Genomic DNA, 23229 nt, shown 5'->3' with positions numbered 1-23229 from the left:
CGTATTCCTCCTTTCGGAGAAACACCATGAAAGACCTGCTCAACCTCTTCAACCAGCAGCGCCAGACGCTGGACTTCGACGCGATCAAGATCGCGTTGGCCTCGCCGGACCTGATCCGTTCGTGGTCCTTCGGCGAAGTGAAGAAGCCGGAAACGATCAACTACCGTACCTTCAAGCCCGAGCGCGACGGCCTGTTCTGCGCCGCGATCTTCGGTCCGATCAAGGACTACGAGTGCCTGTGCGGCAAGTACAAGCGCATGAAGCACCGTGGCGTGGTCTGCGAGAAGTGCGGCACCGAAGTGACCCTGGCCAAGGTGCGCCGCGAGCGCATGGGCCACATCGACCTGGCCTCGCCGGTCGCGCACATCTGGTTCCTGAAGTCGCTGCCGTCGCGCATCGGCCTGATGCTGGACATGACCCTGCGCGACATCGAGCGCGTGCTGTACTTCGAAGCCTATGTGGTGACCGAGCCGGGCCTGACCGCCCTGGAGCGCCGCCAGCTGCTGACCGAAGAGCAGTTCCTGACCGCGCGCCAGGAGCACGGCGACGACTTCGACGCCGCGATGGGCGCCGAGGCGGTGTACGAGCTGCTGCGCACGATCGACCTGCAGTCGGAAATGACCCGCCTGCGCGAAGAGATCGCCGGCACCGGGTCGGAAACCAAGCTCAAGCGTCTGACCAAGCGCATCAAGCTGGTCGAAGCCTTCCTCGAGTCGGGCAACCGTCCGGAGTGGATGGTGATGACCGTGCTGCCGGTGCTGCCGCCGGATCTGCGTCCGCTGGTGCCGCTGGACGGCGGCCGCTTCGCGACCTCCGATCTGAACGACCTGTACCGCCGCGTCATCAACCGCAACAACCGCCTGCGTCGCCTGCTTGAGCTCAATGCGCCGGACATCATCGTGCGCAACGAAAAGCGCATGCTGCAGGAATCGGTGGATGCGCTGCTGGACAACGGCCGCCGCGGCCGTGCCATCACCGGCACGAACAAGAGGCCTTTGAAGTCGCTAGCCGACATGATCAAGGGCAAGCAGGGCCGGTTCCGCCAGAACCTGCTCGGCAAGCGCGTGGACTACTCCGGCCGTTCGGTCATCGTGGTCGGCCCGACCCTGCGTCTGCACGAGTGCGGCCTGCCGAAGAAGATGGCGCTGGAACTGTTCAAGCCGTTCGTGTTCGCCAAGCTGCAGCGTCGCGGCCTGGCCACCACCATCAAGGCCGCCAAGAAGCTGGTCGAGCGCGAAGAAGCCGAAGTCTGGGACATCCTGGAAGAGGTCATCCGCGAGCACCCGGTGCTGCTGAACCGTGCGCCGACCCTGCACCGTCTGGGCATCCAGGCGTTCGAGCCGGTGCTGATCGAAGGCAAGGCGATCCAGCTGCATCCGCTGGTGTGTACCGCGTTCAACGCCGACTTCGACGGTGACCAGATGGCCGTGCACGTGCCGCTGTCGCTGGAAGCGCAGCTGGAAGCGCGCGCGCTGATGATGTCCACCAACAACATCCTGTCGCCGGCCAACGGCGAGCCGATCATCGTGCCGTCGCAGGACGTGGTGCTGGGCCTGTACTACATGAGCCGCGCCCTGGAGAACAAGAAGGGCGAGGGCATGGTGTTCGCCAACATCGCCGAAGTGAAGCGCGCCTACGACAACCGCGTGGTCGAACTGCACGCCAAGGTCAAGGTCCGCATCACCGAGACGGTGATCGACGAGGACGGCAGCCGCAGCAAGAAGACCTCGATCGTGGACACCACGATCGGGCGCGCGCTGCTGGCCGAAATCCTGCCGGACGGCCTGCCGTTCGCGCTGGCCAACACCGAGCTGACCAAGAAGAACATCAGCCGCCTGATCAACTCCAGCTACCGCCAGCTGGGTCTGAAGGACAGCGTCGTGTTCGCCGACAAGCTGATGTACACCGGCTTCGCCTACGCGACCCGCGCCGGCGTGTCGATCGGCATCGACGACATGCTGATCCCGTCGGAGAAGAAGGGCATCCTCGGCGAAGCCGAGCAGGAAGTGCTGGAAATCCAGGAGCAGTACCAGTCCGGTCTGGTCACCGCCGGCGAGCGCTACAACAAGGTCGTGGACATCTGGTCGCGCACCAACGAGCGCATCGCCAAGGCGATGATGGACACCATCGGTACCGAGAAGGTCACCAATGCCAAGGGCGAGATCATCGACCAGAAGTCGATGAACTCCCTGTACATCATGGCCGACTCCGGTGCGCGTGGTAGCCAGGCGCAGATCCGTCAGCTGGCCGGTATGCGCGGCCTGATGGCGCGTCCGGACGGCTCGATCATCGAGACCCCGATCAAGGCCAACTTCCGCGAAGGCCTGAACGTGCAGGAGTACTTCAACTCCACCCACGGCGCGCGTAAGGGTCTGGCCGATACCGCGCTGAAGACCGCCAACTCGGGTTACCTGACCCGGCGTCTGGTCGACGTGGCGCAGGACGTGGTCATCACCGAACCGGATTGCGGCACCAGCGACGGCCTGACCATGACCCCGATCGTGGAAGGCGGCGACGTGGTCGAGCCGTTGAAGGATCGCGTGCTCGGCCGCGTGGTGGCCGAGGACGTGTTCCTGCCGGGCAACGACGAGGATCCGATCGTCACCCGCAACACGCTGCTCGACGAGCAGTGGGTGGCCAAGCTGGAAGAGGCCGGCGTGCAGACGCTGAAGGTGCGCTCCACGATCACCTGCGAATCCTCGTTCGGCGTGTGCGCCCGCTGCTACGGCCGCGACCTGGCGCGCGGTCACCTGGTCAACATCGGCGAAGCGGTCGGCGTCATCGCCGCGCAGTCGATCGGCGAGCCGGGTACCCAGCTGACCATGCGTACCTTCCACATCGGCGGCGCGGCATCGCGTGCGGCGGCGGTGGACAACATCACGGTCAAGACCACCGGTTCGATCAAGTTCAACAACCTCAAGTCGGTCGAGCACGCCAACGGTTCGCTGGTGGCGGTGTCGCGTTCGGGCGAACTGTCCGTGCTCGACGGCCACGGCCGCGAGCGCGAGCGCTACAAGCTGGCCTACGGCGCCACGATCACCGCGAAGGACGGCGACGCAGTCAAGGCCGGCCAGTCGGTCGCCAACTGGGATCCGCATAACCACCCGATCGTGTCGGAAGTGGCCGGTTTCATCCGCTTCATCGACTTCATCGACGGCGTCACCGTCATCGAGAAGACCGACGATCTGACCGGCCTGGCCTCGCGCGAGATCACCGATCCGAAGCGTCGCGGCGCCCAGGCCAAGGACCTGCGCCCGATCGTGCGCATCGTCGACGGCAAGGGCAACGACCTGACCATCCCGGGCACCGATCTGCCGGCGCAGTACCTGCTGCCGCCGCGCTCGATCGTCAACCTGCAGGACGGTGCGGCGGTGGGCGTGGGCGACGTGGTCGCCAAGATCCCGCAGGAAGCATCCAAGACCCGCGACATCACCGGTGGTCTGCCGCGCGTGGCCGATCTGTTCGAAGCGCGCAAGCCGAAGGATCCGGCGATCCTGGCCGAGCGCTCGGGCATCATCAGCTTCGGCAAGGACACCAAGGGCAAGCAGCGCCTGATCATCAAGGACACCGATGGTTCGGAACACGAAGAGCTGATCCCGAAGTATCGCCAGATCATCGTGTTCGAAGGCGAGCACGTGGCCAAGGGCGAGACCGTGGTCGACGGCGAGCCGAGCCCGCAGGACATCCTGCGCCTGCTCGGCGTGGAGCCGCTGGCCGCCTACCTGGTCAAGGAAATCCAGGACGTGTATCGCCTGCAGGGCGTGAAGATCAACGACAAGCACATCGAGGTCATCACCCGGCAGATGCTGCGCAAGGTCGAGATCACCGACCAGGGCAACAGCAAGTTCCTCAACGGCGAGCAGGCCGAGCGCCAGCGCGTCATCGAGGAAAATGCCCGCCTGGTGCCCCGCAACGAACTGCCGGCCAAGTACGACCCGGTGCTGCTGGGCATCACCAAGGCCTCGCTGGCCACCGAGTCGTTCATCTCGGCAGCGTCGTTCCAGGAGACCACCCGCGTCCTCACCGAGGCGGCGGTCCGCGGCACCAGCGACACGCTGCGCGGCCTGAAGGAAAACGTGATCGTCGGCCGCCTGATCCCGGCCGGCACCGGCCTGGCCTACCACGCCCAGCGTCGCCGTGGCGCGTCCGGCCTGACCGAGTCGGAGATGCAGACCCTGTCCGGCGGCAACGCCGAGGCGGCGGTAGAAACGCCCGCACCGGCGGCTGCCAGCAGCGAAGAGTGAGCCTGATCGGCCCCGTGCGCGGGGCCGGTCGTACCAAGCGAAAAGGGGCGCAGCGGACGCGCCCCGTGTTCCGGTCCGGGAGGGACCAGCAAGTTAAGTTTCCGTTGAGTTGACGGAGCTTTTACTTGCCCGCTATACTTTCCTGTCTCGGCAGGCCGTCCTTCGGCCTGCCTTCGTTTTCACGCATCCAGGCCCCACGGCCTCAATCAGAAGAATCCACTGATGGCGACGATCAACCAGCTGGTCCGCAAGCCGCGGCAGGCGACCACCTACAAGAGCGCCTCCCCGGCGCTTGACAAGTGCCCGCAGCGCCGTGGCGTCTGCACGCGCGTGTACACCACCACCCCGAAGAAGCCGAACTCGGCCCTGCGTAAGGTCGCCAAGGTGCGCCTGACGAACCAGGAAGAGGTCATCAGCTACATCGGTGGCGAAGGCCACAACCTGCAGGAGCACTCCGTGGTCCTGATCCGCGGCGGTCGCGTCAAGGATCTGCCGGGCGTGCGCTACCACACCGTGCGCGGTTCGCTCGATGCCGCCGGCGTCGCCAAGCGTCGCCAGGGTCGTTCCAAGTACGGCGCCAAGCGTCCGAAGAGCTAAGGGAAAGCACACAAATGTCTCGTAAAGGTTCTACTCCGCAGCGCACCGTCCTGCCGGATCCCAAGCACGGCAGCGAAACCATCGCCCGTTTCATCAACATGGTGATGCTGAGCGGCAAGAAGTCGGTCGCCGAAAAGATCGTCTATGGCGCAATGGACGTCATCGGCGAGAAAAACCCGAACGCGGTCGAGCTGGTGCAGAAGGCACTGGACAACGTCGCTCCGGCGGTCGAAGTCAAGTCGCGTCGCGTCGGCGGTGCCACGTACCAGGTGCCGGTCGAGGTGCGTACCTCCCGTCGCATGGCGCTGGCCATGCGCTGGCTGATCGACTCGGCGCGCAAGCGCGGCGAGAACTCGATGCCGCGCAAGCTCGCGGCCGAGCTGGTCGACGCCTCGGAAAACCGTGGTGGCGCCATCAAGAAGCGTGAAGAAACCCACCGCATGGCGGAAGCGAACAAGGCGTTCGCGCATTACCGCTGGTGACCTTCCGGGCCTTGGAAACAGGGCCCGTCAGCACAATCTATATGTGCTGCTAGCGGCGCCGCTGAGCGCTGCACAAATCCGAAGGCCGCCGCAAGGCGGCGTTCGGCCATCCGCAATCCAAGAATTCTGAGAGGCTCCCTGTGGCCCGCAACACTCCCATCGAGCGTTACCGCAACTTCGGCATCATGGCTCACATCGATGCCGGCAAGACCACCACCTCCGAACGCATCCTGTTCTACACCGGCGTCAGCCACAAGATCGGCGAGGTGCATGACGGTGCCGCGACGATGGACTGGATGGAGCAGGAGCAGGAGCGTGGCATCACCATCACCTCCGCCGCGACCACCGCGTTCTGGAGCGGCATGGACAAGTCGCTGCCGCAGCACCGCTTCAACATCATCGACACCCCAGGGCACGTCGACTTCACCATCGAAGTCGAGCGTTCGCTGCGCGTGCTCGACGGCGCGGTGTTCGTGCTGTGCGCGGTCGGCGGCGTGCAGCCGCAGTCCGAGACCGTGTGGCGCCAGGCCAACAAGTACTCGGTGCCGCGTCTCGCCTTCGTCAACAAGATGGACCGTACCGGCGCCAACTTCGACAAGGTGGTCGAGCAGCTGAAGTCGCGCCTGGGTGCCTACCCGGTGCCGATGCAGGTGCCGATCGGCGCCGAAGACGGCTTCGAGGGCGTGGTCGATCTGCTCAAGATGAAGGCGGTCCATTGGGATACCGCCTCGCAGGGCACCGTGTTCGAGTACCGCGAGATCCCCGCCAACCTGGCCGACAAGGCCGTCGAGGCGCGCGCGTTCATGGTCGAGGCCGCGGCCGAAGCCAACGAAGAGCTGATGGACAAGTACCTCAACGAGGGCGAGCTGTCCGAAGAGGAAATCGTCAGCGGCCTGCGCGAGCGCACCCTGAAGGTGGAAGTGGTGCCGGTGTACTGCGGCACCGCGTTCAAGAACAAGGGCGTGCAGGCGATGCTCGACGGCGTGATCCAGCTGCTGCCGTCGCCCAGCGACCGTCCGCCGGTCAAGGGCATCGACGAGGACGACAAGGAAGACAGCCGTCCGGCCACCGACACCGCGCCGTTCTCGGCGCTGGCGTTCAAGATCATGACCGACCCGTTCGTGGGTTCGCTGACCTTCTTCCGCGTCTACTCCGGCACGCTGAACTCCGGCGACCAGGTGTACAACCCGGTCAAGTCGAAGAAGGAGCGCGTGGGCCGCATCCTGCAGATGCACTCCAACAATCGCGAAGAGATCAAGGAAGTGCGCGCGGGCGACATCGCCGCGGCGGTGGGCCTGAAGGACGTCACCACCGGCGACACGCTGTGCGCGCAGGACCACATCATCATCCTGGAGCGCATGGTGTTCCCGGAGCCGGTGATCTCGATGGCGGTGGAGCCGAAGACCAAGTCGGACCAGGAAAAGATGGGTATCGCGCTGAGCCGTCTGGCCCAGGAAGATCCCTCGTTCCGCGTCAATACCGACGAAGAATCCGGCCAGACCATCATCCGCGGCATGGGCGAGTTGCACCTGGAAATCATGGTCGACCGCATGAAGCGCGAGTTCAACGTCGAAGCCAACGTCGGCAAGCCGCAGGTGGCCTACCGCGAGACCATCCGCAAGGCGGTCAAGCAGGAAGGCAAGTTCGTGCGCCAGTCCGGCGGTAAGGGCCAGTACGGTCATGTCGTGCTCGAGATCGAGCCGCAGGAGCGTGGCCTGGGCTACACCTTCGAGAACGCGATCGTCGGCGGCGTGGTGCCCAAGGAATACATCCCGGCGGTCGACAAGGGCATCCAGGAAGCGGTGGCCAACGGCGTGATGGCCGGCTACCCGATCGTGGACATCAAGGTGCGTCTGATCGACGGCTCGTACCATGACGTCGACTCCTCGGAAATGGCGTTCAAGATCGCCGGCTCGATGGGCTTCAAGGAAGGCTTCAACAAGGCCAGCCCGGTCCTGCTGGAGCCGATCATGAAGGTCGAAGTGGTGACCCCGGAAGACTATCTGGGCGACGTGATGGGCGACGTCAGCCGTCGTCGCGGCATCCTGCAGGGCCAGGACGACAGTCCGTCCGGCAAGGTGATCAACGCGATGGTGCCGCTGGGCGAAATGTTCGGCTACGCCACCACGCTGCGCTCGATGTCGCAGGGTCGCGCCACGTTCTCGATGGAATTCGACCATTACGCCGAAGCGCCGGCCAACATCGCCGAATCGGTCATCAAGAAAAGCTGACTTTAGCGAGACGGGATACGGGATGCGGGCATAGCCACTCCCGCATCCCGCTCCCTTGTCCCCAATTACGAATTACAAGGTAAATACATCATGGCAAAGGGTAAGTTCGAGCGCACCAAGCCGCACGTCAACGTCGGCACCATCGGTCACGTCGACCACGGCAAGACCACGCTGACCGCGGCGCTGACCAAGATCGGCGCAGAGCGCTTCGGCGGCGAGTTCAAGGCATACGACGCGATCGACGCGGCGCCGGAAGAGAAGGCGCGCGGCATCACGATCTCGACCGCGCACGTGGAGTACGAATCCCCGAACCGTCACTACGCGCACGTCGATTGCCCGGGTCACGCGGACTACGTCAAGAACATGATCACCGGTGCGGCGCAGATGGACGGCGCGATCCTGGTGTGCTCGGCCGCTGACGGCCCGATGCCGCAGACCCGCGAGCACATCCTGCTGTCGCGCCAGGTCGGCGTGCCGCACATCGTGGTGTTCCTGAACAAGGCCGACATGGTCGACGACGCCGAGCTGCTTGAGCTGGTCGAGATGGAAGTGCGCGAGCTGCTGAGCAAGTACGACTTCCCGGGCGACGACACCCCGATCATCCACGGTTCGGCGCGTCTGGCGCTGGAAGGCGACCAGAGCGAGATCGGCGTGCCGTCGATCCTGAAGTTGGTGGAAGCGCTGGATACGTTCATCCCGGAGCCGCAGCGCGACGTGGACAAGCCGTTCCTGATGCCGGTGGAAGACGTGTTCTCGATCTCGGGCCGCGGCACCGTGGTGACCGGTCGTATCGAGCGCGGCATCATCAAGGTGGGCGACGAAATCGAAATCGTCGGCATCCGTGCCACGCAGAAGACCACGGTCACCGGCGTGGAAATGTTCCGCAAGCTGCTGGACCAGGGTCAGGCGGGCGACAACGCCGGTCTGCTGCTGCGCGGCACCAAGCGTGACGACGTGGAGCGCGGCCAGGTGCTGTGCAAGCCGGGTTCGATCAAGCCGCACACCGAGTTCGAAGCCGAAGTCTACGTGCTGTCGAAGGACGAGGGCGGCCGTCACACTCCGTTCTTCAAGGGCTACCGTCCGCAGTTCTACTTCCGCACCACCGACATCACCGGCGCTTGCGAGCTGCCGGAAGGCGTCGAGATGGTGATGCCGGGCGACAACGTGAAGATGGTGGTCACGCTGATCAACCCGGTGGCGATGGACGAAGGCCTGCGTTTCGCGATCCGCGAAGGCGGCCGTACCGTCGGCGCCGGCGTGGTGGCCAAGATCATCAAGTAATGCCCGCATGTGTCGGCGGCCCTTCCGGGGCCGTCCGGCCGGTGGCGACCGCGGCTTCGGCTGGCGGTTCAACGAAGGGTCGGCGCAAGCCGGCCCTTCGTCGTTTTGCGGTAGGCAGGGCGGTACAAAATTCTTGCCGTGACATGTTGCGGGCAAGTGAAACAGCCGCTATAATGCGCGGCTCGGCATTCCTGGGTAGGGTGCCGGATACACCGCGAAAAGAGAGGCAGGACGCCCCTCGTGTTCGCCAGACCGGGAAGGTCGCGCTGCATGAAGCATTCAACGGCCTTGCGCTGTTGATTTTGTTTTATCTGCGCATTATACTTTTCCGTCTGGGCAGGCCGGGTAACTGGTCTGCCTCAGTTTTTGGGCGGAGGAATGGCCCTCGCCAGCTGGATGCTCGGCGGTATACGACGTCAGGAAATAATCGGGGCAGGTATCCCAGAGGCCTTGCCCGTCGCTCTTTTAACGAAGGAACCCACCGCCATGGCGGAGCAAAAGACCGGTCAGAAAGCGGATCAGAAGATCCGGATTCGGCTGAAGGCGTTCGATCATCGTCTGATCGACCGTTCGGCCAGCGAGATCGTTGAGACGGCTAAGCGGACCGGCGCGCAAGTGCGCGGCCCGATCCCGCTGCCGACCAAGATCGAACGCTACACCATTCTCGTTTCTCCGCACGTCGACAAGGACGCGCGCGACCAGTACGAGACCCGCACGCACAAGCGCGTGCTCGACATCATCGGCCCTAACGACAAGACCGTGGACGCGCTGATGAAGCTCGAGCTCGCGGCGGGCGTCGATGTCCAGATCAAGTTGACCTGAGGACTACGACCATGACGAAGAAATATTCGTTGGGCTTCGTGGGCCGCAAGGCCGGCATGAGCCGCGTCTTCACCGAAGACGGCCGCTCCATCCCGGTGACCCTGATCGAAGCGACCCCGAACCGCATCACCCAGCTCAAGACCGTCGAAAGCGACGGCTACAGCGCCGTGCAGATCACCGTGGGCGCCCGTCGCGCCGCGCTGGTCAACAAGCCTGCCTCCGGCCACTACGCCAAGGCGAAGGTCGAAGCCGGTCGCGGCCTGTGGGAGTTCCGCGTTGAAGACGCGCAGCTGGGCGATTACGCCATCGGCGGCGAGATCAAGGCGGACATCTTCGAGGTCGGCCAGAAGGTCGACGTCCAGGGCGTCACCAAGGGTAAGGGTTTCCAGGGCACCATCAAGCGGTACAACTTCCGCATGGGCGATGCCACCCACGGTAACTCGCTGTCGCATCGCGCGCCGGGTTCGCTGGGTCAGCGCCAGACCCCGGGTCGCGTTTTCCCGGGCAAGAAGATGTCCGGCCACATGGGCGCGGTGCAGCAGAGCACGCAGAATCTGGAAGTGGTCAAGGTCGACGTCGAGCGTGGCCTCATCGCCATTCGCGGCGCTGTGCCTGGCGCTGCCGGTGGCGACGTGATCGTGCGTCCGGCTAGCAAGGCATAAGGAGAGATGACGATGGAACTCGTTATCACGGGTAGCAACAACAAGGTCTCGGTCTCCGACGCCGTGTTCGGTCGCGATTTCAGCGAGGATCTGGTCCACCAGGTCGTCGTCGCTTATCGCAACGCCGGCCGCGCCGGCACCAAGGCGCAGAAGACGCGTTCGGAAGTCAACGGCACCACCAAGAAGTCGAAGAAGCAGAAGGGCGGTGGCGCACGCCACGGCGCGCTGACCGCTCCGATCTTCGTCGGCGGCGGCGTGACCTTCGCGGCCAAGCCGCGCAGCTTCGAGCAGAAGGTGAACCGCAAGATGTATCGCGCTGCGATCTGCGCGATCCTTTCGGAGCTCAACCGCCAGGGTCGCCTGATGGTCGTCGAGGCGTTCGACGTCGAGGCCAGCAAGACCAAGGATCTGATCGAGAAGCTGAAGGGTCTGGAAGTGGGCAAGCGCCCGCTGATCGTGACCGAAGAGGCGTCCGAGCATCTGTACCTGTCGGCGCGCAACCTTCCCTACGTGGAAGTGCGTGACGTGCAGGGCCTGGATCCGGTGTCGCTGGTCGGGGCCGATACGGTCGTGATCACCGCCGATGCGGTCAAGAAGGTCGAGGAGTGGCTGGCATGAGCAGCAACGAAAAAATCTTCAGCGTGCTGCGTGCCCCGCGTGTCTCCGAAAAGACCGCGCGCCTGCAGGAACTCTCCAATCAGTACGTCTTCGAGATCTCGAGCGAAGCCACCAAGGCCGATGTCAAGGCCGCGGTCGAGCAGCTGTTCGACGTCAAGGTCGAGTCGGTCAACGTGTTGAACGTCAAGGGCAAGAACAAGTCCTTCCGTTCGCGCAGCGGTCGTCGCGGCGATTGGCGCAAGGCGTACGTGCGTCTGGCCGAAGGCCAGTCCATCGACGTAACGGCCAAGGCCTGAGGTCCATCCCATGCCATTGATGAAATTCAAACCCACTTCTCCCGGCCGTCGTTCGGCCGTGCGCGTGGTCACGCCCGATCTGCACAAGGGCGCGCCGCATGCAGCGCTGCTGGAGCCGCAGAGCAAGTCCGGTGGTCGTAACCACCATGGCCGCATCACCACCCGTCACGTCGGCGGTGGCCACAAGCAGCATTACCGCCTGATCGACTTCAAGCGCAACAAGGAAGGCATTCCGGCGCGCGTGGAGCGGATCGAATACGATCCGAACCGCACCGCCCATATCGCCCTGCTGTGCTACGCCGACGGCGAGCGCCGCTACATCATCGCGCCGAAGGGCCTGAAGGCCGGCGACCAGGTGATCGCGGGTTCGGATGCGCCGATCAAGACCGGCAACACCCTGCCGCTGCGCAACATCCCGGTCGGTACGACGGTGCACGGCATCGAACTGAAGCCGGGTAAGGGCGCGCAGATCGCGCGTGCTGCCGGCGCCGCGGTGCAACTGGTCGCGCGTGAAGGCATCTACGCCACCCTGCGTCTTCGATCCGGCGAAATGCGCAAGGTGCCGGTCGAGTGCCGCGCCACCATCGGCGAAGTCGGCAACGACGAGCACAACCTCGAGAAGCTGGGCAAGGCAGGCGCCAAGCGCTGGCGCGGCGTGCGTCCGACCGTTCGCGGTGCGGCCATGAACCCCGTCGATCACCCGCACGGTGGTGGTGAGGCGAAGGCCGGTCAGGGTAATCCGCATCCGGTCACCCCCTGGGGTGTGCCGACCAAGGGTTACAAGACGCGCCATAACAAGCGCACCGAACAATTCATCGTCCGCGATCGTAGGGGCTAATCGACCATGGCACGTTCACTCAAGAAAGGCCCGTTCGTCGATCACCACCTCGTCAAGAAGGTGGAGGCCGCGGCCGGCAGCAAGCGTCCGATCAAGACCTGGTCGCGTCGCTCGATGATCCTGCCGGAGATGGTGGGTTTCACCATCGCCGTGCACAACGGCAAGAACCACGTTCCGGTGCTCGTCAACGAGAACATGGTCGGCCACAAGCTCGGCGAATTTGCCGTCACCCGGACCTTCAAGGGTCACGGTGGCGACAAGAAGTCGAGCCGGTAAGGAGAGATGACGATGGAAGCGAAAGCAATCCTGCGCACTGCGCGCATCTCCCCGCAGAAGGCCCGCCTGGTCGCCGACCAGGTGCGCGGTCTTTCCGCCGAGCGGGCGGTCAACCTGCTGAAGTTCTCGGATAAGAAGGCTGCCCACCTGATCAAGAAGGTGGTGGAGTCGGCGATCGCCAATGCCGAGAACAACCAGGGCGCGGATGTCGACGAGCTGAAGGTCAAGACCATCATGGTTGATGAAGGTCCGACCCTGAAGCGTTTCATGGCGCGGGCGAAAGGCCGCGGTACCCGCATCCTCAAGCGCACCAGCCACATCACTGTGGTTGTGGGCGCCGCCAAGTAAAGCGGAAAGGAAAAGACGATGGGTCATAAAGTTCATCCGATTGGAATCCGCTTGGGTGTCTCCAAGGACTGGAATTCCAAGTGGTACGCCAACAAGGGCGAGTTCGCCGGTTACCTGGCAGCCGACCTCAAGGTTCGCGAAATGCTGCGCAAGAAATTGGCGCAGGCGGGCATCAGCAAGATCCTGATCGAGCGTCCGGCCAAGACCGCGCGCGTGACGATCCACACCGCCCGTCCGGGCGTGGTGATCGGCAAGCGCGGTGAGGACATCGAGAAGCTGCGCAAGGAAGTGAGCGAGATGATGGGCGTCCCCGCCCACATCAACGTCACCGAAGTGCGCAAGCCGGAGCTGGATGCGCAGCTGGTCGCCGAGTCGATCGCGCAGCAGCTGGAGCGTCGCATCATGTTCCGCCGCGCGATGAAGCGCTCGGTTGGCAACGCGATGCGCCTGGGTGCCTTGGGCATCAAGGTCAACGTCGCTGGTCGCTTGAACGGAGCGGAAATCGCCCGTTCCGAGTGGTACCGCGAGGGCCGCGTGCCGCTGCATACGCTGCGTGCCGACATCGACTATGGCTTCGCTGAAGCCAAGACGACCTACGGCATCATCGGCATCAAGGTGTGGATCTACAAGGGCGAGATCTTCGATTTCTCCCAGGTTGGCCAGGAAAAGCAGGACGATTCCCCGCGCAACGATCGTAACGATCGCGGCGACCGTGGTGACCGTCCGTCGCGTCCGGCTCGTGAAGCGAGGTAACGGCAATGTTGCAACCCAAGCGAACCAAATACCGCAAGATGCACAAGGGCCGTAACGACGGCCTGGCGTGGAGCGGCAACGCCGTCAGCTTCGGCGAGTACGGACTGAAGGCCACCGCGCACGGTCAGCTGACCGCGCGCCAGATCGAAGCGGCGCGCCGCTCGATCAGCCGCTACGTCAAGCGCGGCGGCAAGATGTGGATCCGCGTGTTCCCGGACAAGCCGATCACCAAGAAGCCGATCGAAGTGCGAATGGGCTCCGGTAAGGGTAACGTCGAGTACTGGGTCGCCCAGATCCAGCCCGGTCGCATGATCTATGAAATCGAAGGTGTCGGCGAAGATATCGCGCGCGAGGCGTTCCGCCTGGCCGCCGCCAAGCTTTCGGTGACCACCACCTTCGTGACCCGGACGGTACGCTGATGGACATCAAACAACTCCGCGAGAAGTCGGCTGACGATCTGAAGGTGCACCTGACCGATCTGCGCAAGGAGCAGTTCGCCCTGCGCATGCAGCAGGTCACCGGGCAGCTGCCGAAGACCCACGAAACCCGCCGGGTGCGCCGCGAGATTGCTCGCGTGAAGTACCTGATCGGCAGCACGAAGTAAGGATGGCCGCCATGAGCGACACTAACGAAAGCAAGACGCTGCGCACGGTCGAAGGCCGCGTCGTCAGCAACAAGATGGACAAGACCGTCACCGTGCTGGTGGAGCGTCAGGTCAAGCATGCGCTGTACGGCAAGTACATCAAGCGCTCGACCAAGCTCCACGCCCACGACGCCGACAACGCCTGCAACGAAGGCGATGTCGTGCGCGTGACCGAGATTGCGCCGCTGTCCAAGACCAAGAACTGGCGGGTGGTTGAAATCGTCACCCGTTCGGCCGAATAAGGGAGATCTGAATCATGATCCAGATGCAGAGCTACCTCGATGTCGCCGATAACTCCGGTGCCAAGGAAGTGATGTGCATCAAGGTGCTCGGCGGCTCCAAGCGCCGCTACGCGCACATTGGCGACATCATCAAGGTCACCGTCAAGGACGCGATCCCGCGCGGCAAGGTCAAGAAGGGCGAAGTCTACGACGCCGTCGTGGTGCGTACCCGCAAGGGTGTGCGTCGTCCCGACGGTTCGCTGATCCGCTTCGACGGCAACGCTGCGGTATTGCTCAACAACAAGCAGGAGCCGATCGGCACGCGCATCTTCGGGCCTGTTACCCGCGAGCTGCGTTCCGAGAAGTTCATGAAGATCGTCTCGCTCGCTCCTGAAGTGCTGTGAGCGGAGGACATACACATGGCTAACCGTATCAAGAAGGGCGACCAGGTTGTCGTCACTACCGGCAAGGACAAGGGCAAGCAGGGCGAAATCGTCCGCGTCGACGGCGATCGGGTGATCGTCTCCAACGCGAACATCGTCAAGCGCCACACCAAGCCGAACCCGCAGGCAGGCGTTGCCGGCGGCGTGGTCGAGCGTGAAGCGTCGATCCATATTTCCAACGTGGCGATCGTCAACCCGGCAACGGGCAAGGGCGAGCGCGTTGGCTTCAAGGTGCTGGAGGATGGACGCAAACTGCGTGTGTTCCGCTCCAGCGGTGAGGCGCTCGACGCCTGAGGAATGACACAATGAATTCCCGTCTCGAAAAGATCTACAAGGAAGAAGTGGTACCGGCTCTGATGAAGAAGTTCGGTTACACCAATCCGATGCAAGTGCCGAAGCTGGTCAAGGTCACCCTGAACATGGGCGTGGGCGAGGCGGCGACGAACAAGAAGATCCTTGAAAACGCCGTGGCCGACATGGCCAAGGTCTCCGGCCAGAAGCCGGTGGTCACCAAGTCGCGTATCTCGGTGGCGTCGTTCAAGATCCGCGATGGCTGGCCGATCGGCTGCAAGACCACGCTGCGTCGCGCCAAGATGTACGAGTTCCTGGATCGCCTGATCAACATCTCGCTGCCGCGCGTGCGCGACTTTCGTGGTGTGTCCGGTCGCTCCTTCGACGGTCGCGGCAACTTCAACATGGGTGTGAAGGAACAGATCATCTTCCCGGAAATCGACTTCGACGCCGTCGATGCGATCCGCGGCATGGATATCGCCATCACCACCACCGCCAAGACCGACGCCGAAGCGAAGGCGTTGCTCGAGGCGTTCAAGTTCCCGTTCCGTAACTGATTGACAGCCGGGATTCGGGGTTCGGGATCCGGGATTGGAAGGGCGCTGCCCACCACGTCCCGGTTCCTGCGACTCTCCAATCCCCAATCTCGAATCCCGAGGATTTACAGATGGCAAAGACCTCCATGGTCAACCGCGACATCAAGCGGAAGAAGCTGGCGAAGAAGTTCGCCGACAAGCGCGACGCGCTGAAGAAGATCATCGCTGCCGACAGCTCGTCCTACGACGAGAAGGCCGACGCGGTGGTCAAGCTGCAGAAGCTGCCGCGCGATTCGTCGCCGAGCCGCCAGCGCACCCGTTGCGAGCTGTCCGGTCGTCCGCGCGCCGTGTACCGCAAGTTCGGCCTCGGCCGCAACATGCTGCGCAAGGCGACGATGAACGGCGACGTGCCGGGCCTGCGCAAGGCCAGCTGGTAACAACCGGCGGTCCCGGCTCCGTTCGCGGAGCCCGGGGCAGGGCGGTCGCCCGCCCGCTTGCTGTTCCGTCAACGAGTCCGACGCAAGTCGGACTTTTTGTCGTATAATCCCGCTCCTTGCCTGCGCCTAGCAGGGCGAGTCGCGGTAGGCCCTGGCCTTCTCCAGGACGCTTCACGCTGCATATCACCGCTTCATTCCACAGCTTCACATCACAAGATTTTCGCGAAAGCGGATATCGGTGCACTCAAAGGTAGACACCATGAGCATGACTGATCCCATCGCCGACCTGCTGGTCCGCATCAAGAATGCGGCCGCGGTTGGCAAGCCGACGGTGAAAATGCCGTCCTCCAAGATCAAGGTAGCGATCGCAGAAGTGCTGAAGGCCGAAGGCTATATCGGCGACCTGCGCGTCAACCCGATCGAGAACAACAAGTCCGAGCTGGAAATCGTGCTGAAGTATTTCGAGGGCCGTCCGGTCATCGATACGCTCAAGCGCGTGTCCCGTTCGGGTCTGCGTCAGTACCGCGGTAAGGCCGAACTGCCGAAGGTTCTCGGCGGCCTGGGCGTTGCCATCATTTCCACGTCCAAGGGCATCATGACCGATGCGCAGGCCCGTCAGGCCGGCGTCGGTGGCGAAGTCCTGTGCTTCGTGGCCTAAGGGAAGGAGTAAGTAAATGTCCCGCGTAGCCAAGAAGCCGATTTCCCTCCCGAAGGGCGTCGAACTGAATGTCCAGCCCGAGCTAGTGAGCGTCAAGGGCCCGAAGGGTACCCTGTCGCTGATCAAGCCGGTTGGCGTCGAAATCAACCAGGAAAACGGTGTCGCCACGCTGTCGGCGAACGACCCGTCGCAGATCGCCATCACCGGTACCGTCCGCGCGATCCTGGCGAACATGGTGCACGGCGTGTCCGAAGGCTTCGAGCGCAAGCTCGAGCTGGTCGGCGTCGGTTACCGCGCCACGATGCAGGGCAAGGATCTGAGCCTGGCGCTCGGTTTCTCGCACCCGGTCGTGTTCAAGGCGCCGGAAGGCATCACCCTGACCGCCCCGACTCAGACCGAGATCGTGGTGCAGGGCGCCGACAAGCAGCGCGTCGGCGAAGTCGCCGCCAAGATCCGCGGTTTCCGTCCGCCGGAGCCCTACAAGGGCAAGGGTGTGAAGTACGCCGGTGAAGCCATCATTCGCAAGGAAGCCAAGAAGGCCTAAGTAGGCCCATCCGCTGGGAGTCCGGCCGTCCATCGCCGGGCTCCCAAACGAAAAGCCCCGCTTCCTTCAGCTTCCGTAGGACACAGACATGACCATCAACAAGAACATCGCCCGCCTGCGTCGCGCCAAGTCGACCCGTGCGCACATCCGCGAACTCGGCGTCGCGCGCCTGTCGGTGCTGCGCACCGGCCAGCACCTGTACGCGCAGGTCTTCACTGCCGACGGCTCCAAGGTGATCGCTGCGGCGAACACCCTGCAGGCCGACGTCAAGGACGGCCTGAAGAGCGGCAAGAACAGCGAGGCGGCCGTCAAGGTCGGCAAGCTGATCGCCGAGCGCGCCAAGGCCGCGGGCATCGAGAAGGTCGCTTTCGACCGCTCGGGCTACCGCTACCACGGCCGCATCAAGGCGCTGGCCGACGCCGCGCGCGAAGGCGGCCTGCAGTTCTGATCCTTGCGGGAGCGGCGTCCACGCCGCGCCCGACCTGCCGATGCGGGCTGCATCGGACCTTGGCGCGCCTTTTGCGCGCGTCCGGGGAACACGGTTCCAGTCAACAACTACAAGCGGCATGCAAGCCGTAAATCTTTCAACTACCAAGGAATACACAATGGCTGAAGAACAGCGTGCACCGCGGGGTCGTGATCGCGACCGCAACCGCGAAGAGAAAGTCGACGATGGCATGATCGAAAAGCTGGTCGCGGTCAACCGCGTCAGCAAGACGGTCAAGGGTGGTCGCCAGTTCACCTTCACCGCGCTGACCGTGGTCGGCGACGGCAACGGCAAGATCGGTTTCGGTTACGGCAAGGCGCGCGAAGTGCCGGTCGCGATCCAGAAGTCGATGGAATATGCGCGCAAGGGCATGCTCAACATCGATCTGAACAACGGCACCCTGTGGCACCCGGTGAAGTCCGGCCACGGTGCGGCGCGCGTGTTCATGATGCCCGCCTCGGAAGGTACCGGCGTCATCGCCGGCGGCGCGATGCGCGCCGTGCTGGAAGCGGTCGGCGTCAAGAACGTGCTGGCCAAGGCCGTCGGTTCGCGTAACCCGATCAACTTGGTGCGCGCCACGCTGCGCGGCCTGGAAGACATGCAGTCGCCGTCGCGCATCGCGGCCAAGCGCGGCAAGAAGGTGGAGGAACTCAACCATGGCTAATGAGTCCAACAAGACGGTGAAGGTGCGCCTGGTGCGCGGCCTTCGTGGTACCCAGTCGCGTCACCGCCTGTCGGTGCGTGCGCTGGGCCTGAACAAGCTCAACGATGTGCGTGAACTGAAGGACAGCCCGCAGGTACGCGGCCTGATCAACAAGGTTCACTACCTCGTCCAGGTTGAGGAATAAGCGACCATGACTATGCAACTCAATGATCTGAAGCCGGCCCCCGGCGCGCGTACCGAGCGCACCCGCGTCGGTCGCGGCATCGGTTCGGGCCTGGGCAAGACCTGCGGCCGCGGCCACAAGGGTTCGTTCGCGCGTAAGGGCGGCGGCAAGATCAAGGCCGGTTTCGAAGGCGGCCAGACCCCCATGCAGCGCCGTCTGCCGAAGATCGGCTTCCGTTCCAAGATGGCCAAGGACACTGCCGAAGTGCTGTCCTACCAGCTCGACAACCTGCCGGAAGGCGAGATCGATTTCGCCGCGCTGCGCGCTGCGAAGCTGGTCCCGAGCGCCGCGAAGAAGGCCAAGGTCGTCCTCAAGGGCGAGCTGAGCAAGAAGTTCGTGCTCAAGGGCATCGCCGCGACCGCCGGTGCCAAGGCGGCAATCGAAGCTGCCGGCGGCAGCGTGCAGGAGTAACACGCAGATGGCGCAGGCTGGCATGGGTAACCTCGGCGGCGGGCTTGGCAAGTTCACGGAACTTCGCCAGCGCCTGTTGTTCGTTCTCGGCGCATTGGTCGTCTACCGCATCGGCTGCTACGTGCCGGTGCCGGGCGTCAATCCCGAAGCCATGCTTGCGCTGATGCAGGCGCAGGGCGGCGGCATCGTGGACATGTTCAACATGTTCTCGGGCGGCGCCCTGCACCGTTTCAGCATTTTCGCGCTGAACGTGATGCCGTACATCTCGGCATCGATCGTGATCCAGTTGGCCACGCACATCTTCCCGTCGCTGAAGGCGATGCAGAAGGAAGGCGAATCCGGCCGACGCAAGATCACCCAGTATTCGCGCATCGGCGCGGTGCTTCTGGCGGTGGTGCAGGGCGGTAGTATCGCGCTGGCGCTGCAGAACCAGACCGCACCGGGCGGCGCACCGGTGGTGTACGCGCCGGGCATGGGCTTCGTGCTCACCGCGGTGATCGCACTGACCGCCGGCACCATCTTCCTGATGTGGGTCGGCGAGCAGGTCACCGAGCGCGGTATCGGCAACGGCGTGTCGCTGATCATCTTCGCCGGCATCGTCGCCGGGCTGCCGGCCGCGTCGATCCAGACCGTGGAAGCCTACCGCGACGGCAACATGAGCTTCATCTCGCTGTTGCTGATCGTGCTGACCATCCTCGCCTTCACCCTGTTCGTGGTGTTCGTCGAGCGCGGGCAACGGCGGATCACGGTGAACTACGCGCGGCGCCAAGGCGGCCGTAACGCGTACATGAACCAGACTTCGTTCCTGCCGCTGAAGCTGAACATGGCCGGCGTGATTCCGCCGATCTTCGCCTCGAGCATCCTCGCCTTCCCGGCGACGCTGTCGATGTGGTCGGGCCAGGCCGCCTCCAACAGCACCTTCGGCAGCTGGCTGCAGCGCATCGCCAATGCGCTTGGCCCGGGCGAGCCGGTGCACATGATCGTGTTCGCTGCGCTGATCATCGGCTTCGCGTTCTTCTATACCGCGCTGGTGTTCAACTCGCAGGAAACCGCGGACAACCTGAAGAAGTCCGGCGCGCTGATCCCGGGTATCCGTCCGGGCAAGGCCACCGCCGACTACGTCGACGGCGTGCTGACCCGGTTGACCGCTGCCGGCTCGCTGTATCTGGTGATCGTGTGTCTGTTGCCGGAAATCATGCGCACACAGCTTGGCACCTCGTTCCATTTCGGCGGCACCTCGCTGCTGATCGCGGTCGTGGTGGTGATGGACTTCATTGCGCAGATCCAGGCGCATCTGATGTCGCACCAGTACGAAAGCCTGTTGAAAAAGGCCAACCTCAAGGGTGGCTCGCGCGGCGGCGGTTTCGCCCGCGGTTGATTGCTATAATTTGACTTCCTTCGGTGAAGGCGCCCCCGGTTCCCGGGCGCAGTCTTCCCACTTGAAGGGCGGCCCATGCAGCGGTCTCGTGCGTGGGTGCGACGTGGTGGTCCTGCGCTGGAGTAGCGCGGGCGGCCGAGGTGGATCCTCACCCTGGCCAACGACGTCCGGCGCCGGAGCATGGGCACACTCCCCATGCCGGGCTTGCGGAACCGAAAGGTTCCACGGGCTTCCATGTAACCCGAGACCTTGCTAGACTTACAAGTTCACTTTTTGATCCATCCTGCCGGATGGCGCCACAGTGCGCCGTCGGGCCATCACTCAGTTGGAGAACCGCGTCATGGCGCGTATTGCAGGCGTCAACCTGCCAGCCCAGAAGCACGTCTGGGTCGGGTTGCAAAGCATTTTCGGCATCGGCCGTACCCGTTCGAAGAAGGTCTGCGAAGCCGCAGGCGTGACCTCGACCACCAAGATCCGTGACCTGTCCGAACCGGAAATCGAGCGCCTGCGCCTCGAAGTCGGCAAGTACATCGTCGAAGGCGACCTGCGTCGCGAAGTGGGCATCGCCATCAAGCGTCTGATGGACCTGGGCTGCTACCGCGGCCTGCGTCATCGTCGTGGCCTGCCGCTGCGTGGTCAGCGCACCCGCACCAACGCCCGCACCCGCAAGGGCCCGCGCAAGGCGATCAGGAAGTAAGGGACAGACATGGCTAAGCCCGCAGCATCAAAAACCAAGAAGAAGATCAAGCGCGTCGTCACCGACGGCGTCGCCCACGTCCACGCTTCGTTCAACAACACCATCGTGACCATCACCGACCGTCAGGGCAATGCATTGTCCTGGGCGACCTCCGGTGGCGCTGGTTTCCGCGGTTCGCGCAAGTCCACGCCGTTCGCGGCGCAGGTTGCCGCCGAAAAGGCCGGGCGCGCTGCGCTCGACTACGGCGTGAAGTCGCTGGAAGTGCGCATCAAGGGCCCGGGTCCGGGTCGCGAGTCCGCCGTCCGTTCGTTGAACAACGTCGGATACAAGATCACCAACATCATCGACGTGACGCCCATCCCGCACAACGGGTGCCGTCCGCCGAAAAAGCGTCGCGTCTAAAGGAGCGATAAGAAATGGCTCGTTATATCGGTCCTACCTGTAAGCTCGCGCGCCGTGAAGGCGCCGATCTTTCCCTCAAGAGCCCGGCGCGTGCGCTGGACTCCAAGTGCAAGCTGGAGCAAAAGCCCGGCCAGCACGGCGCGACCGCCCGCAAGGGCAAGCTGTCCGACTACGCCACCCAGCTGCGCGAAAAGCAGAAGGTCAAGCGTATCTACGGTCTGCTGGAGCGTCAGTTCCGCAACTACTACAAGAAGGCCTCGACCAAGAAGGGCAACACCGGCGAGAACCTGCTGCAGCTGCTGGAAACCCGCCTGGACAACGTCGTCTACCGCATGGGCTTTGCCGTCACCCGCCCGGCCGCGCGCCAGCTGGTGTCGCACCGCGGCGTGCTGGTCAACGGCAAGTCGGTGAACCTGGCCTCGTACCAGGTCAAGGCCGGCGATGCGATCGCCCTGTCGGAAAAGGCGCAGAAGCAGCTTCGCGTGCAGGAAGCGCTGACCGTTGCCGAAACGCACGACCTGAACCCGTCCTGGGTCGAGGTCGATTCGAAGAAGTTCAGCGGCATCTTCAAGGCCGTGCCGGATCGTGCGGACCTGCCTGCTGACATCAACGAAGCGCTGATCGTCGAGTTGTATTCGAAGTAATCACATTGGAGAGCCTCCGGCAACGGAGGCTCGTCAGGAGAACCCGCAACATGACGGTTACCGCCAACCAGGTTCTGCGCCCCCGTGGGCCGCAGATCGAACGCCTTACCGACAACCGCGCCAAGGTCGTAATCGAGCCCTTGGAGCGCGGGTATGGGCACACGCTGGGCAATGCCCTGCGTCGCGTGCTGCTGTCCTCGATCCCCGGCTTCGCGATCACCGAAGTCGAGATCGACGGCGTGCTGCACGAGTACACCACGGTCGAAGGGCTGCAGGAGGACGTGCTGGATGTCCTGCTCAACCTCAAGGACGTGGCCATCCGCATACACACCGGCGACAGCGCCACGCTGTCGCTGTCCAAGCAGGGTCCGGGCACGGTCACTGCCGCCGACATCAAGACCGACCACAACGTCGAGATCCTCAACAACGACCACGTGATCTGCCACCTGACCAAGGACATGGCGATCAACATGCGTCTGAAGATCGAGCGTGGCTTCGGCTACCAGCCGGCCGCCGCGCGTCGCCGTCCGGACGAGGAGACCCGCACCATCGGTCGCCTGATCCTGGATGCGTCGTTCTCGCCGGTTCGTCGCGTCGCCTACGCGGTCGAATCCGCGCGCGTCGAGCAGCGCACCGACCTGGACAAGCTGGTCCTGGACATCGAGACCAACGGCACGATCGATGCCGAGGAAGCCGTGCGCACCGCCGCCGACATCCTCAGCGATCAGCTGTCGGTGTTCGGCGACTTCACCCATCGCGACCGTGGCGCGGCCAAGCCGGCCAGCAACGGCGTGGATCCGGTGCTGCTGCGTCCGATCGACGATCTGGAACTGACCGTGCGTTCGGCCAACTGCCTGAAGGCCGAGAGCATCTACTACATCGGCGATCTGATCCAGAAGACCGAAGTGGAACTGCTCAAGACCCCGAACCTCGGCAAGAAGTCGCTGACCGAGATCAAGGAAGTGCTGGCCCAGCGCGGCCTGTCGCTCGGCATGAAGCTGGAGAACTGGCCGCCGGCCGGCGTCGCCCAGCACGGCATGCTCGGCTAAGCAGCCGCACCTGGCCGATGCCGCACCGGCATCGGCCACGGACGCTGCAGGTC

31 protein-coding genes are annotated in these 23229 nt (G+C 63.9%); all 31 read left to right on the top strand.

The genetic code is table 11. The features are described from left to right. Window positions 1-26: 26 nt before the first annotated feature. Window positions 27-4244 carry a DNA-directed RNA polymerase subunit beta' gene (gene rpoC, locus HEP73_RS17180; protein ID WP_185813740.1) on the top strand — a complete coding sequence of 1406 codons (4218 nt, stop codon included), beginning with the start codon at window positions 27-29 and terminating at the stop codon, window positions 4242-4244. 222 nt (window positions 4245-4466) lie between these two features. Next, complete coding sequence (rpsL, locus tag HEP73_RS17175) at window positions 4467-4841, top strand: 30S ribosomal protein S12 (protein ID WP_003469157.1); 375 nt, start codon at window positions 4467-4469, stop codon at window positions 4839-4841. A 14-nt stretch (window positions 4842-4855) separates the two neighbouring features. Continuing rightward, entirely contained in the window at window positions 4856-5323 is a 468-nt protein-coding gene (gene rpsG / locus HEP73_RS17170; RefSeq protein ID WP_185813739.1) for a 30S ribosomal protein S7, read from the top strand. A gap of 140 nt (window positions 5324-5463) precedes the next feature. Next, complete coding sequence (fusA, locus tag HEP73_RS17165) at window positions 5464-7554, top strand: elongation factor G (RefSeq protein WP_185813738.1); 2091 nt, start codon at window positions 5464-5466, stop codon at window positions 7552-7554. A 90-nt stretch (window positions 7555-7644) separates the two neighbouring features. Beyond that, window positions 7645-8835, top strand: coding sequence for an elongation factor Tu (gene tuf / locus HEP73_RS17160; RefSeq protein WP_060747701.1), 1191 nt, complete (start codon window positions 7645-7647; stop codon window positions 8833-8835). A gap of 486 nt (window positions 8836-9321) precedes the next feature. Then, window positions 9322-9657: a 30S ribosomal protein S10 gene (rpsJ, locus tag HEP73_RS17155; RefSeq protein ID WP_003470680.1), complete on the top strand. Its 336-nt coding sequence runs from the start codon at window positions 9322-9324 to the stop codon at window positions 9655-9657. 11 nt (window positions 9658-9668) lie between these two features. Further along, entirely contained in the window at window positions 9669-10319 is a 651-nt protein-coding gene (rplC, locus tag HEP73_RS17150) for a 50S ribosomal protein L3 (RefSeq protein ID WP_046979794.1), read from the top strand. 12 nt (window positions 10320-10331) lie between these two features. Next, window positions 10332-10937 (top strand): 50S ribosomal protein L4, encoded by a 606-nt coding sequence (rplD, locus tag HEP73_RS17145; RefSeq protein ID WP_185813737.1) that lies wholly within the window; start codon window positions 10332-10334, stop codon window positions 10935-10937. Then, the gene (gene rplW / locus HEP73_RS17140; RefSeq protein ID WP_003470672.1) at window positions 10934-11233 is read left to right on the top strand and encodes a 50S ribosomal protein L23; all 300 of its coding nucleotides are present in this window, start codon (window positions 10934-10936) and stop codon (window positions 11231-11233) included. Before rplD ends, rplW begins: the two co-directional genes overlap by 4 nt. Before the next feature lie 10 nt (window positions 11234-11243). After that, the gene (gene rplB, locus HEP73_RS17135) at window positions 11244-12071 is read left to right on the top strand and encodes a 50S ribosomal protein L2 (RefSeq protein ID WP_046979791.1); all 828 of its coding nucleotides are present in this window, start codon (window positions 11244-11246) and stop codon (window positions 12069-12071) included. A gap of 6 nt (window positions 12072-12077) precedes the next feature. Beyond that, on the top strand, window positions 12078-12347 hold the full coding sequence (rpsS, locus tag HEP73_RS17130) for a 30S ribosomal protein S19 (RefSeq protein WP_003470666.1): 270 nt from the start codon (window positions 12078-12080) through the stop codon (window positions 12345-12347). A 12-nt stretch (window positions 12348-12359) separates the two neighbouring features. Beyond that, window positions 12360-12695, top strand: a complete 336-nt coding sequence (gene rplV, locus HEP73_RS17125; protein ID WP_003470663.1) for a 50S ribosomal protein L22 — start codon at window positions 12360-12362, stop codon at window positions 12693-12695. Between the two features lie 18 nt (window positions 12696-12713). Beyond that, window positions 12714-13448: a 30S ribosomal protein S3 gene (gene rpsC / locus HEP73_RS17120; RefSeq protein ID WP_003470660.1), complete on the top strand. Its 735-nt coding sequence runs from the start codon at window positions 12714-12716 to the stop codon at window positions 13446-13448. Between the two features lie 5 nt (window positions 13449-13453). After that, window positions 13454-13867, top strand: a complete 414-nt coding sequence (gene rplP, locus HEP73_RS17115; protein WP_012915063.1) for a 50S ribosomal protein L16 — start codon at window positions 13454-13456, stop codon at window positions 13865-13867. Beyond that, entirely contained in the window at window positions 13867-14052 is a 186-nt protein-coding gene (gene rpmC, locus HEP73_RS17110) for a 50S ribosomal protein L29 (RefSeq protein ID WP_185813736.1), read from the top strand. Before rplP ends, rpmC begins: the two co-directional genes overlap by 1 nt. 11 nt (window positions 14053-14063) lie before the next feature. Continuing rightward, window positions 14064-14333 carry a 30S ribosomal protein S17 gene (gene rpsQ / locus HEP73_RS17105; protein WP_046979797.1) on the top strand — a complete coding sequence of 90 codons (270 nt, stop codon included), beginning with the start codon at window positions 14064-14066 and terminating at the stop codon, window positions 14331-14333. Window positions 14334-14347: 14 nt separating this feature from the next. Beyond that, window positions 14348-14716 (top strand): 50S ribosomal protein L14, encoded by a 369-nt coding sequence (gene rplN, locus HEP73_RS17100; protein ID WP_003486699.1) that lies wholly within the window; start codon window positions 14348-14350, stop codon window positions 14714-14716. A gap of 15 nt (window positions 14717-14731) precedes the next feature. Further along, window positions 14732-15049 (top strand): 50S ribosomal protein L24, encoded by a 318-nt coding sequence (rplX, locus tag HEP73_RS17095; RefSeq protein ID WP_009607346.1) that lies wholly within the window; start codon window positions 14732-14734, stop codon window positions 15047-15049. Window positions 15050-15060: 11 nt separating this feature from the next. Continuing rightward, the gene (gene rplE / locus HEP73_RS17090; RefSeq protein WP_145701692.1) at window positions 15061-15603 is read left to right on the top strand and encodes a 50S ribosomal protein L5; all 543 of its coding nucleotides are present in this window, start codon (window positions 15061-15063) and stop codon (window positions 15601-15603) included. Window positions 15604-15713: 110 nt separating this feature from the next. Then, entirely contained in the window at window positions 15714-16019 is a 306-nt protein-coding gene (rpsN, locus tag HEP73_RS17085) for a 30S ribosomal protein S14 (protein WP_179570573.1), read from the top strand. 259 nt (window positions 16020-16278) lie between these two features. Beyond that, entirely contained in the window at window positions 16279-16677 is a 399-nt protein-coding gene (gene rpsH, locus HEP73_RS17080) for a 30S ribosomal protein S8 (protein WP_003470646.1), read from the top strand. 16 nt (window positions 16678-16693) lie between these two features. Further along, window positions 16694-17221: a 50S ribosomal protein L6 gene (gene rplF, locus HEP73_RS17075; protein WP_185820868.1), complete on the top strand. Its 528-nt coding sequence runs from the start codon at window positions 16694-16696 to the stop codon at window positions 17219-17221. An 88-nt stretch (window positions 17222-17309) separates the two neighbouring features. Next, window positions 17310-17669 (top strand): 50S ribosomal protein L18, encoded by a 360-nt coding sequence (gene rplR / locus HEP73_RS17070; RefSeq protein ID WP_003470642.1) that lies wholly within the window; start codon window positions 17310-17312, stop codon window positions 17667-17669. 157 nt (window positions 17670-17826) lie between these two features. After that, window positions 17827-18372: a 30S ribosomal protein S5 gene (gene rpsE / locus HEP73_RS17065; protein WP_104557639.1), complete on the top strand. Its 546-nt coding sequence runs from the start codon at window positions 17827-17829 to the stop codon at window positions 18370-18372. After that, the gene (rpmD, locus tag HEP73_RS17060; protein ID WP_057649282.1) at window positions 18365-18556 is read left to right on the top strand and encodes a 50S ribosomal protein L30; all 192 of its coding nucleotides are present in this window, start codon (window positions 18365-18367) and stop codon (window positions 18554-18556) included. The genes rpsE and rpmD overlap by 8 nt, the downstream gene beginning before the upstream one ends. Window positions 18557-18562: 6 nt before the next feature. Beyond that, complete coding sequence (gene rplO, locus HEP73_RS17055; protein WP_185820867.1) at window positions 18563-19006, top strand: 50S ribosomal protein L15; 444 nt, start codon at window positions 18563-18565, stop codon at window positions 19004-19006. A gap of 7 nt (window positions 19007-19013) precedes the next feature. Then, window positions 19014-20384, top strand: a complete 1371-nt coding sequence (gene secY / locus HEP73_RS17050) for a preprotein translocase subunit SecY (protein WP_185820866.1) — start codon at window positions 19014-19016, stop codon at window positions 20382-20384. A gap of 340 nt (window positions 20385-20724) precedes the next feature. After that, window positions 20725-21081: a 30S ribosomal protein S13 gene (rpsM, locus tag HEP73_RS17045; RefSeq protein WP_145701687.1), complete on the top strand. Its 357-nt coding sequence runs from the start codon at window positions 20725-20727 to the stop codon at window positions 21079-21081. A 9-nt stretch (window positions 21082-21090) separates the two neighbouring features. Further along, on the top strand, window positions 21091-21483 hold the full coding sequence (gene rpsK / locus HEP73_RS17040) for a 30S ribosomal protein S11 (protein ID WP_179570576.1): 393 nt from the start codon (window positions 21091-21093) through the stop codon (window positions 21481-21483). A gap of 14 nt (window positions 21484-21497) precedes the next feature. Further along, window positions 21498-22127, top strand: a complete 630-nt coding sequence (rpsD, locus tag HEP73_RS17035) for a 30S ribosomal protein S4 (protein ID WP_010340454.1) — start codon at window positions 21498-21500, stop codon at window positions 22125-22127. Between the two features lie 50 nt (window positions 22128-22177). After that, complete coding sequence (locus HEP73_RS17030) at window positions 22178-23176, top strand: DNA-directed RNA polymerase subunit alpha (protein WP_003470629.1); 999 nt, start codon at window positions 22178-22180, stop codon at window positions 23174-23176. The last annotated feature ends 53 nt before the right edge of the window (window positions 23177-23229 follow it).

Origin of the sequence: Xanthomonas sp. GW (assembly GCF_014236815.1) — a bacterium.
In the GTDB taxonomy this organism is placed as follows: domain Bacteria; phylum Pseudomonadota; class Gammaproteobacteria; order Xanthomonadales; family Xanthomonadaceae; genus Xanthomonas_A.
This window is presented reverse-complemented; position numbering and strand designations above follow the sequence as displayed.

What these genes read in the sequence shown, in the direction of transcription:
- rplO (WP_185820867.1), top strand. Translation starts at nt 18,563, where the DNA reads ATGACTATGCAACTCAATGATCTGAAGCCGGCCCCCGGCGCGCGTACC.
- rplF (WP_185820868.1), top strand. Translation starts at nt 16,694, where the DNA reads ATGTCCCGCGTAGCCAAGAAGCCGATTTCCCTCCCGAAGGGCGTCGAA.
- rplW (WP_003470672.1), top strand. Translation starts at nt 10,934, where the DNA reads ATGAGCAGCAACGAAAAAATCTTCAGCGTGCTGCGTGCCCCGCGTGTC.
- rpsE (WP_104557639.1), top strand. Translation starts at nt 17,827, where the DNA reads ATGGCTGAAGAACAGCGTGCACCGCGGGGTCGTGATCGCGACCGCAAC.
- rpsH (WP_003470646.1), top strand. Translation starts at nt 16,279, where the DNA reads ATGAGCATGACTGATCCCATCGCCGACCTGCTGGTCCGCATCAAGAAT.
- rpsK (WP_179570576.1), top strand. Translation starts at nt 21,091, where the DNA reads ATGGCTAAGCCCGCAGCATCAAAAACCAAGAAGAAGATCAAGCGCGTC.
- rplR (WP_003470642.1), top strand. Translation starts at nt 17,310, where the DNA reads ATGACCATCAACAAGAACATCGCCCGCCTGCGTCGCGCCAAGTCGACC.
- rpsM (WP_145701687.1), top strand. Translation starts at nt 20,725, where the DNA reads ATGGCGCGTATTGCAGGCGTCAACCTGCCAGCCCAGAAGCACGTCTGG.
- rpsJ (WP_003470680.1), top strand. Translation starts at nt 9,322, where the DNA reads ATGGCGGAGCAAAAGACCGGTCAGAAAGCGGATCAGAAGATCCGGATT.
- rplP (WP_012915063.1), top strand. Translation starts at nt 13,454, where the DNA reads ATGTTGCAACCCAAGCGAACCAAATACCGCAAGATGCACAAGGGCCGT.
- rpsG (WP_185813739.1), top strand. Translation starts at nt 4,856, where the DNA reads ATGTCTCGTAAAGGTTCTACTCCGCAGCGCACCGTCCTGCCGGATCCC.
- rplC (WP_046979794.1), top strand. Translation starts at nt 9,669, where the DNA reads ATGACGAAGAAATATTCGTTGGGCTTCGTGGGCCGCAAGGCCGGCATG.
- rpsN (WP_179570573.1), top strand. Translation starts at nt 15,714, where the DNA reads ATGGCAAAGACCTCCATGGTCAACCGCGACATCAAGCGGAAGAAGCTG.
- rpsQ (WP_046979797.1), top strand. Translation starts at nt 14,064, where the DNA reads ATGAGCGACACTAACGAAAGCAAGACGCTGCGCACGGTCGAAGGCCGC.
- rpsD (WP_010340454.1), top strand. Translation starts at nt 21,498, where the DNA reads ATGGCTCGTTATATCGGTCCTACCTGTAAGCTCGCGCGCCGTGAAGGC.
- rplN (WP_003486699.1), top strand. Translation starts at nt 14,348, where the DNA reads ATGATCCAGATGCAGAGCTACCTCGATGTCGCCGATAACTCCGGTGCC.
- tuf (WP_060747701.1), top strand. Translation starts at nt 7,645, where the DNA reads ATGGCAAAGGGTAAGTTCGAGCGCACCAAGCCGCACGTCAACGTCGGC.
- rplV (WP_003470663.1), top strand. Translation starts at nt 12,360, where the DNA reads ATGGAAGCGAAAGCAATCCTGCGCACTGCGCGCATCTCCCCGCAGAAG.
- rpoC (WP_185813740.1), top strand. Translation starts at nt 27, where the DNA reads ATGAAAGACCTGCTCAACCTCTTCAACCAGCAGCGCCAGACGCTGGAC.
- rpsS (WP_003470666.1), top strand. Translation starts at nt 12,078, where the DNA reads ATGGCACGTTCACTCAAGAAAGGCCCGTTCGTCGATCACCACCTCGTC.
- secY (WP_185820866.1), top strand. Translation starts at nt 19,014, where the DNA reads ATGGCGCAGGCTGGCATGGGTAACCTCGGCGGCGGGCTTGGCAAGTTC.
- rpmD (WP_057649282.1), top strand. Translation starts at nt 18,365, where the DNA reads ATGGCTAATGAGTCCAACAAGACGGTGAAGGTGCGCCTGGTGCGCGGC.
- rplX (WP_009607346.1), top strand. Translation starts at nt 14,732, where the DNA reads ATGGCTAACCGTATCAAGAAGGGCGACCAGGTTGTCGTCACTACCGGC.
- rplD (WP_185813737.1), top strand. Translation starts at nt 10,332, where the DNA reads ATGGAACTCGTTATCACGGGTAGCAACAACAAGGTCTCGGTCTCCGAC.
- rpsL (WP_003469157.1), top strand. Translation starts at nt 4,467, where the DNA reads ATGGCGACGATCAACCAGCTGGTCCGCAAGCCGCGGCAGGCGACCACC.
- rpsC (WP_003470660.1), top strand. Translation starts at nt 12,714, where the DNA reads ATGGGTCATAAAGTTCATCCGATTGGAATCCGCTTGGGTGTCTCCAAG.
- HEP73_RS17030 (WP_003470629.1), top strand. Translation starts at nt 22,178, where the DNA reads ATGACGGTTACCGCCAACCAGGTTCTGCGCCCCCGTGGGCCGCAGATC.
- rplB (WP_046979791.1), top strand. Translation starts at nt 11,244, where the DNA reads ATGCCATTGATGAAATTCAAACCCACTTCTCCCGGCCGTCGTTCGGCC.
- rpmC (WP_185813736.1), top strand. Translation starts at nt 13,867, where the DNA reads ATGGACATCAAACAACTCCGCGAGAAGTCGGCTGACGATCTGAAGGTG.
- rplE (WP_145701692.1), top strand. Translation starts at nt 15,061, where the DNA reads ATGAATTCCCGTCTCGAAAAGATCTACAAGGAAGAAGTGGTACCGGCT.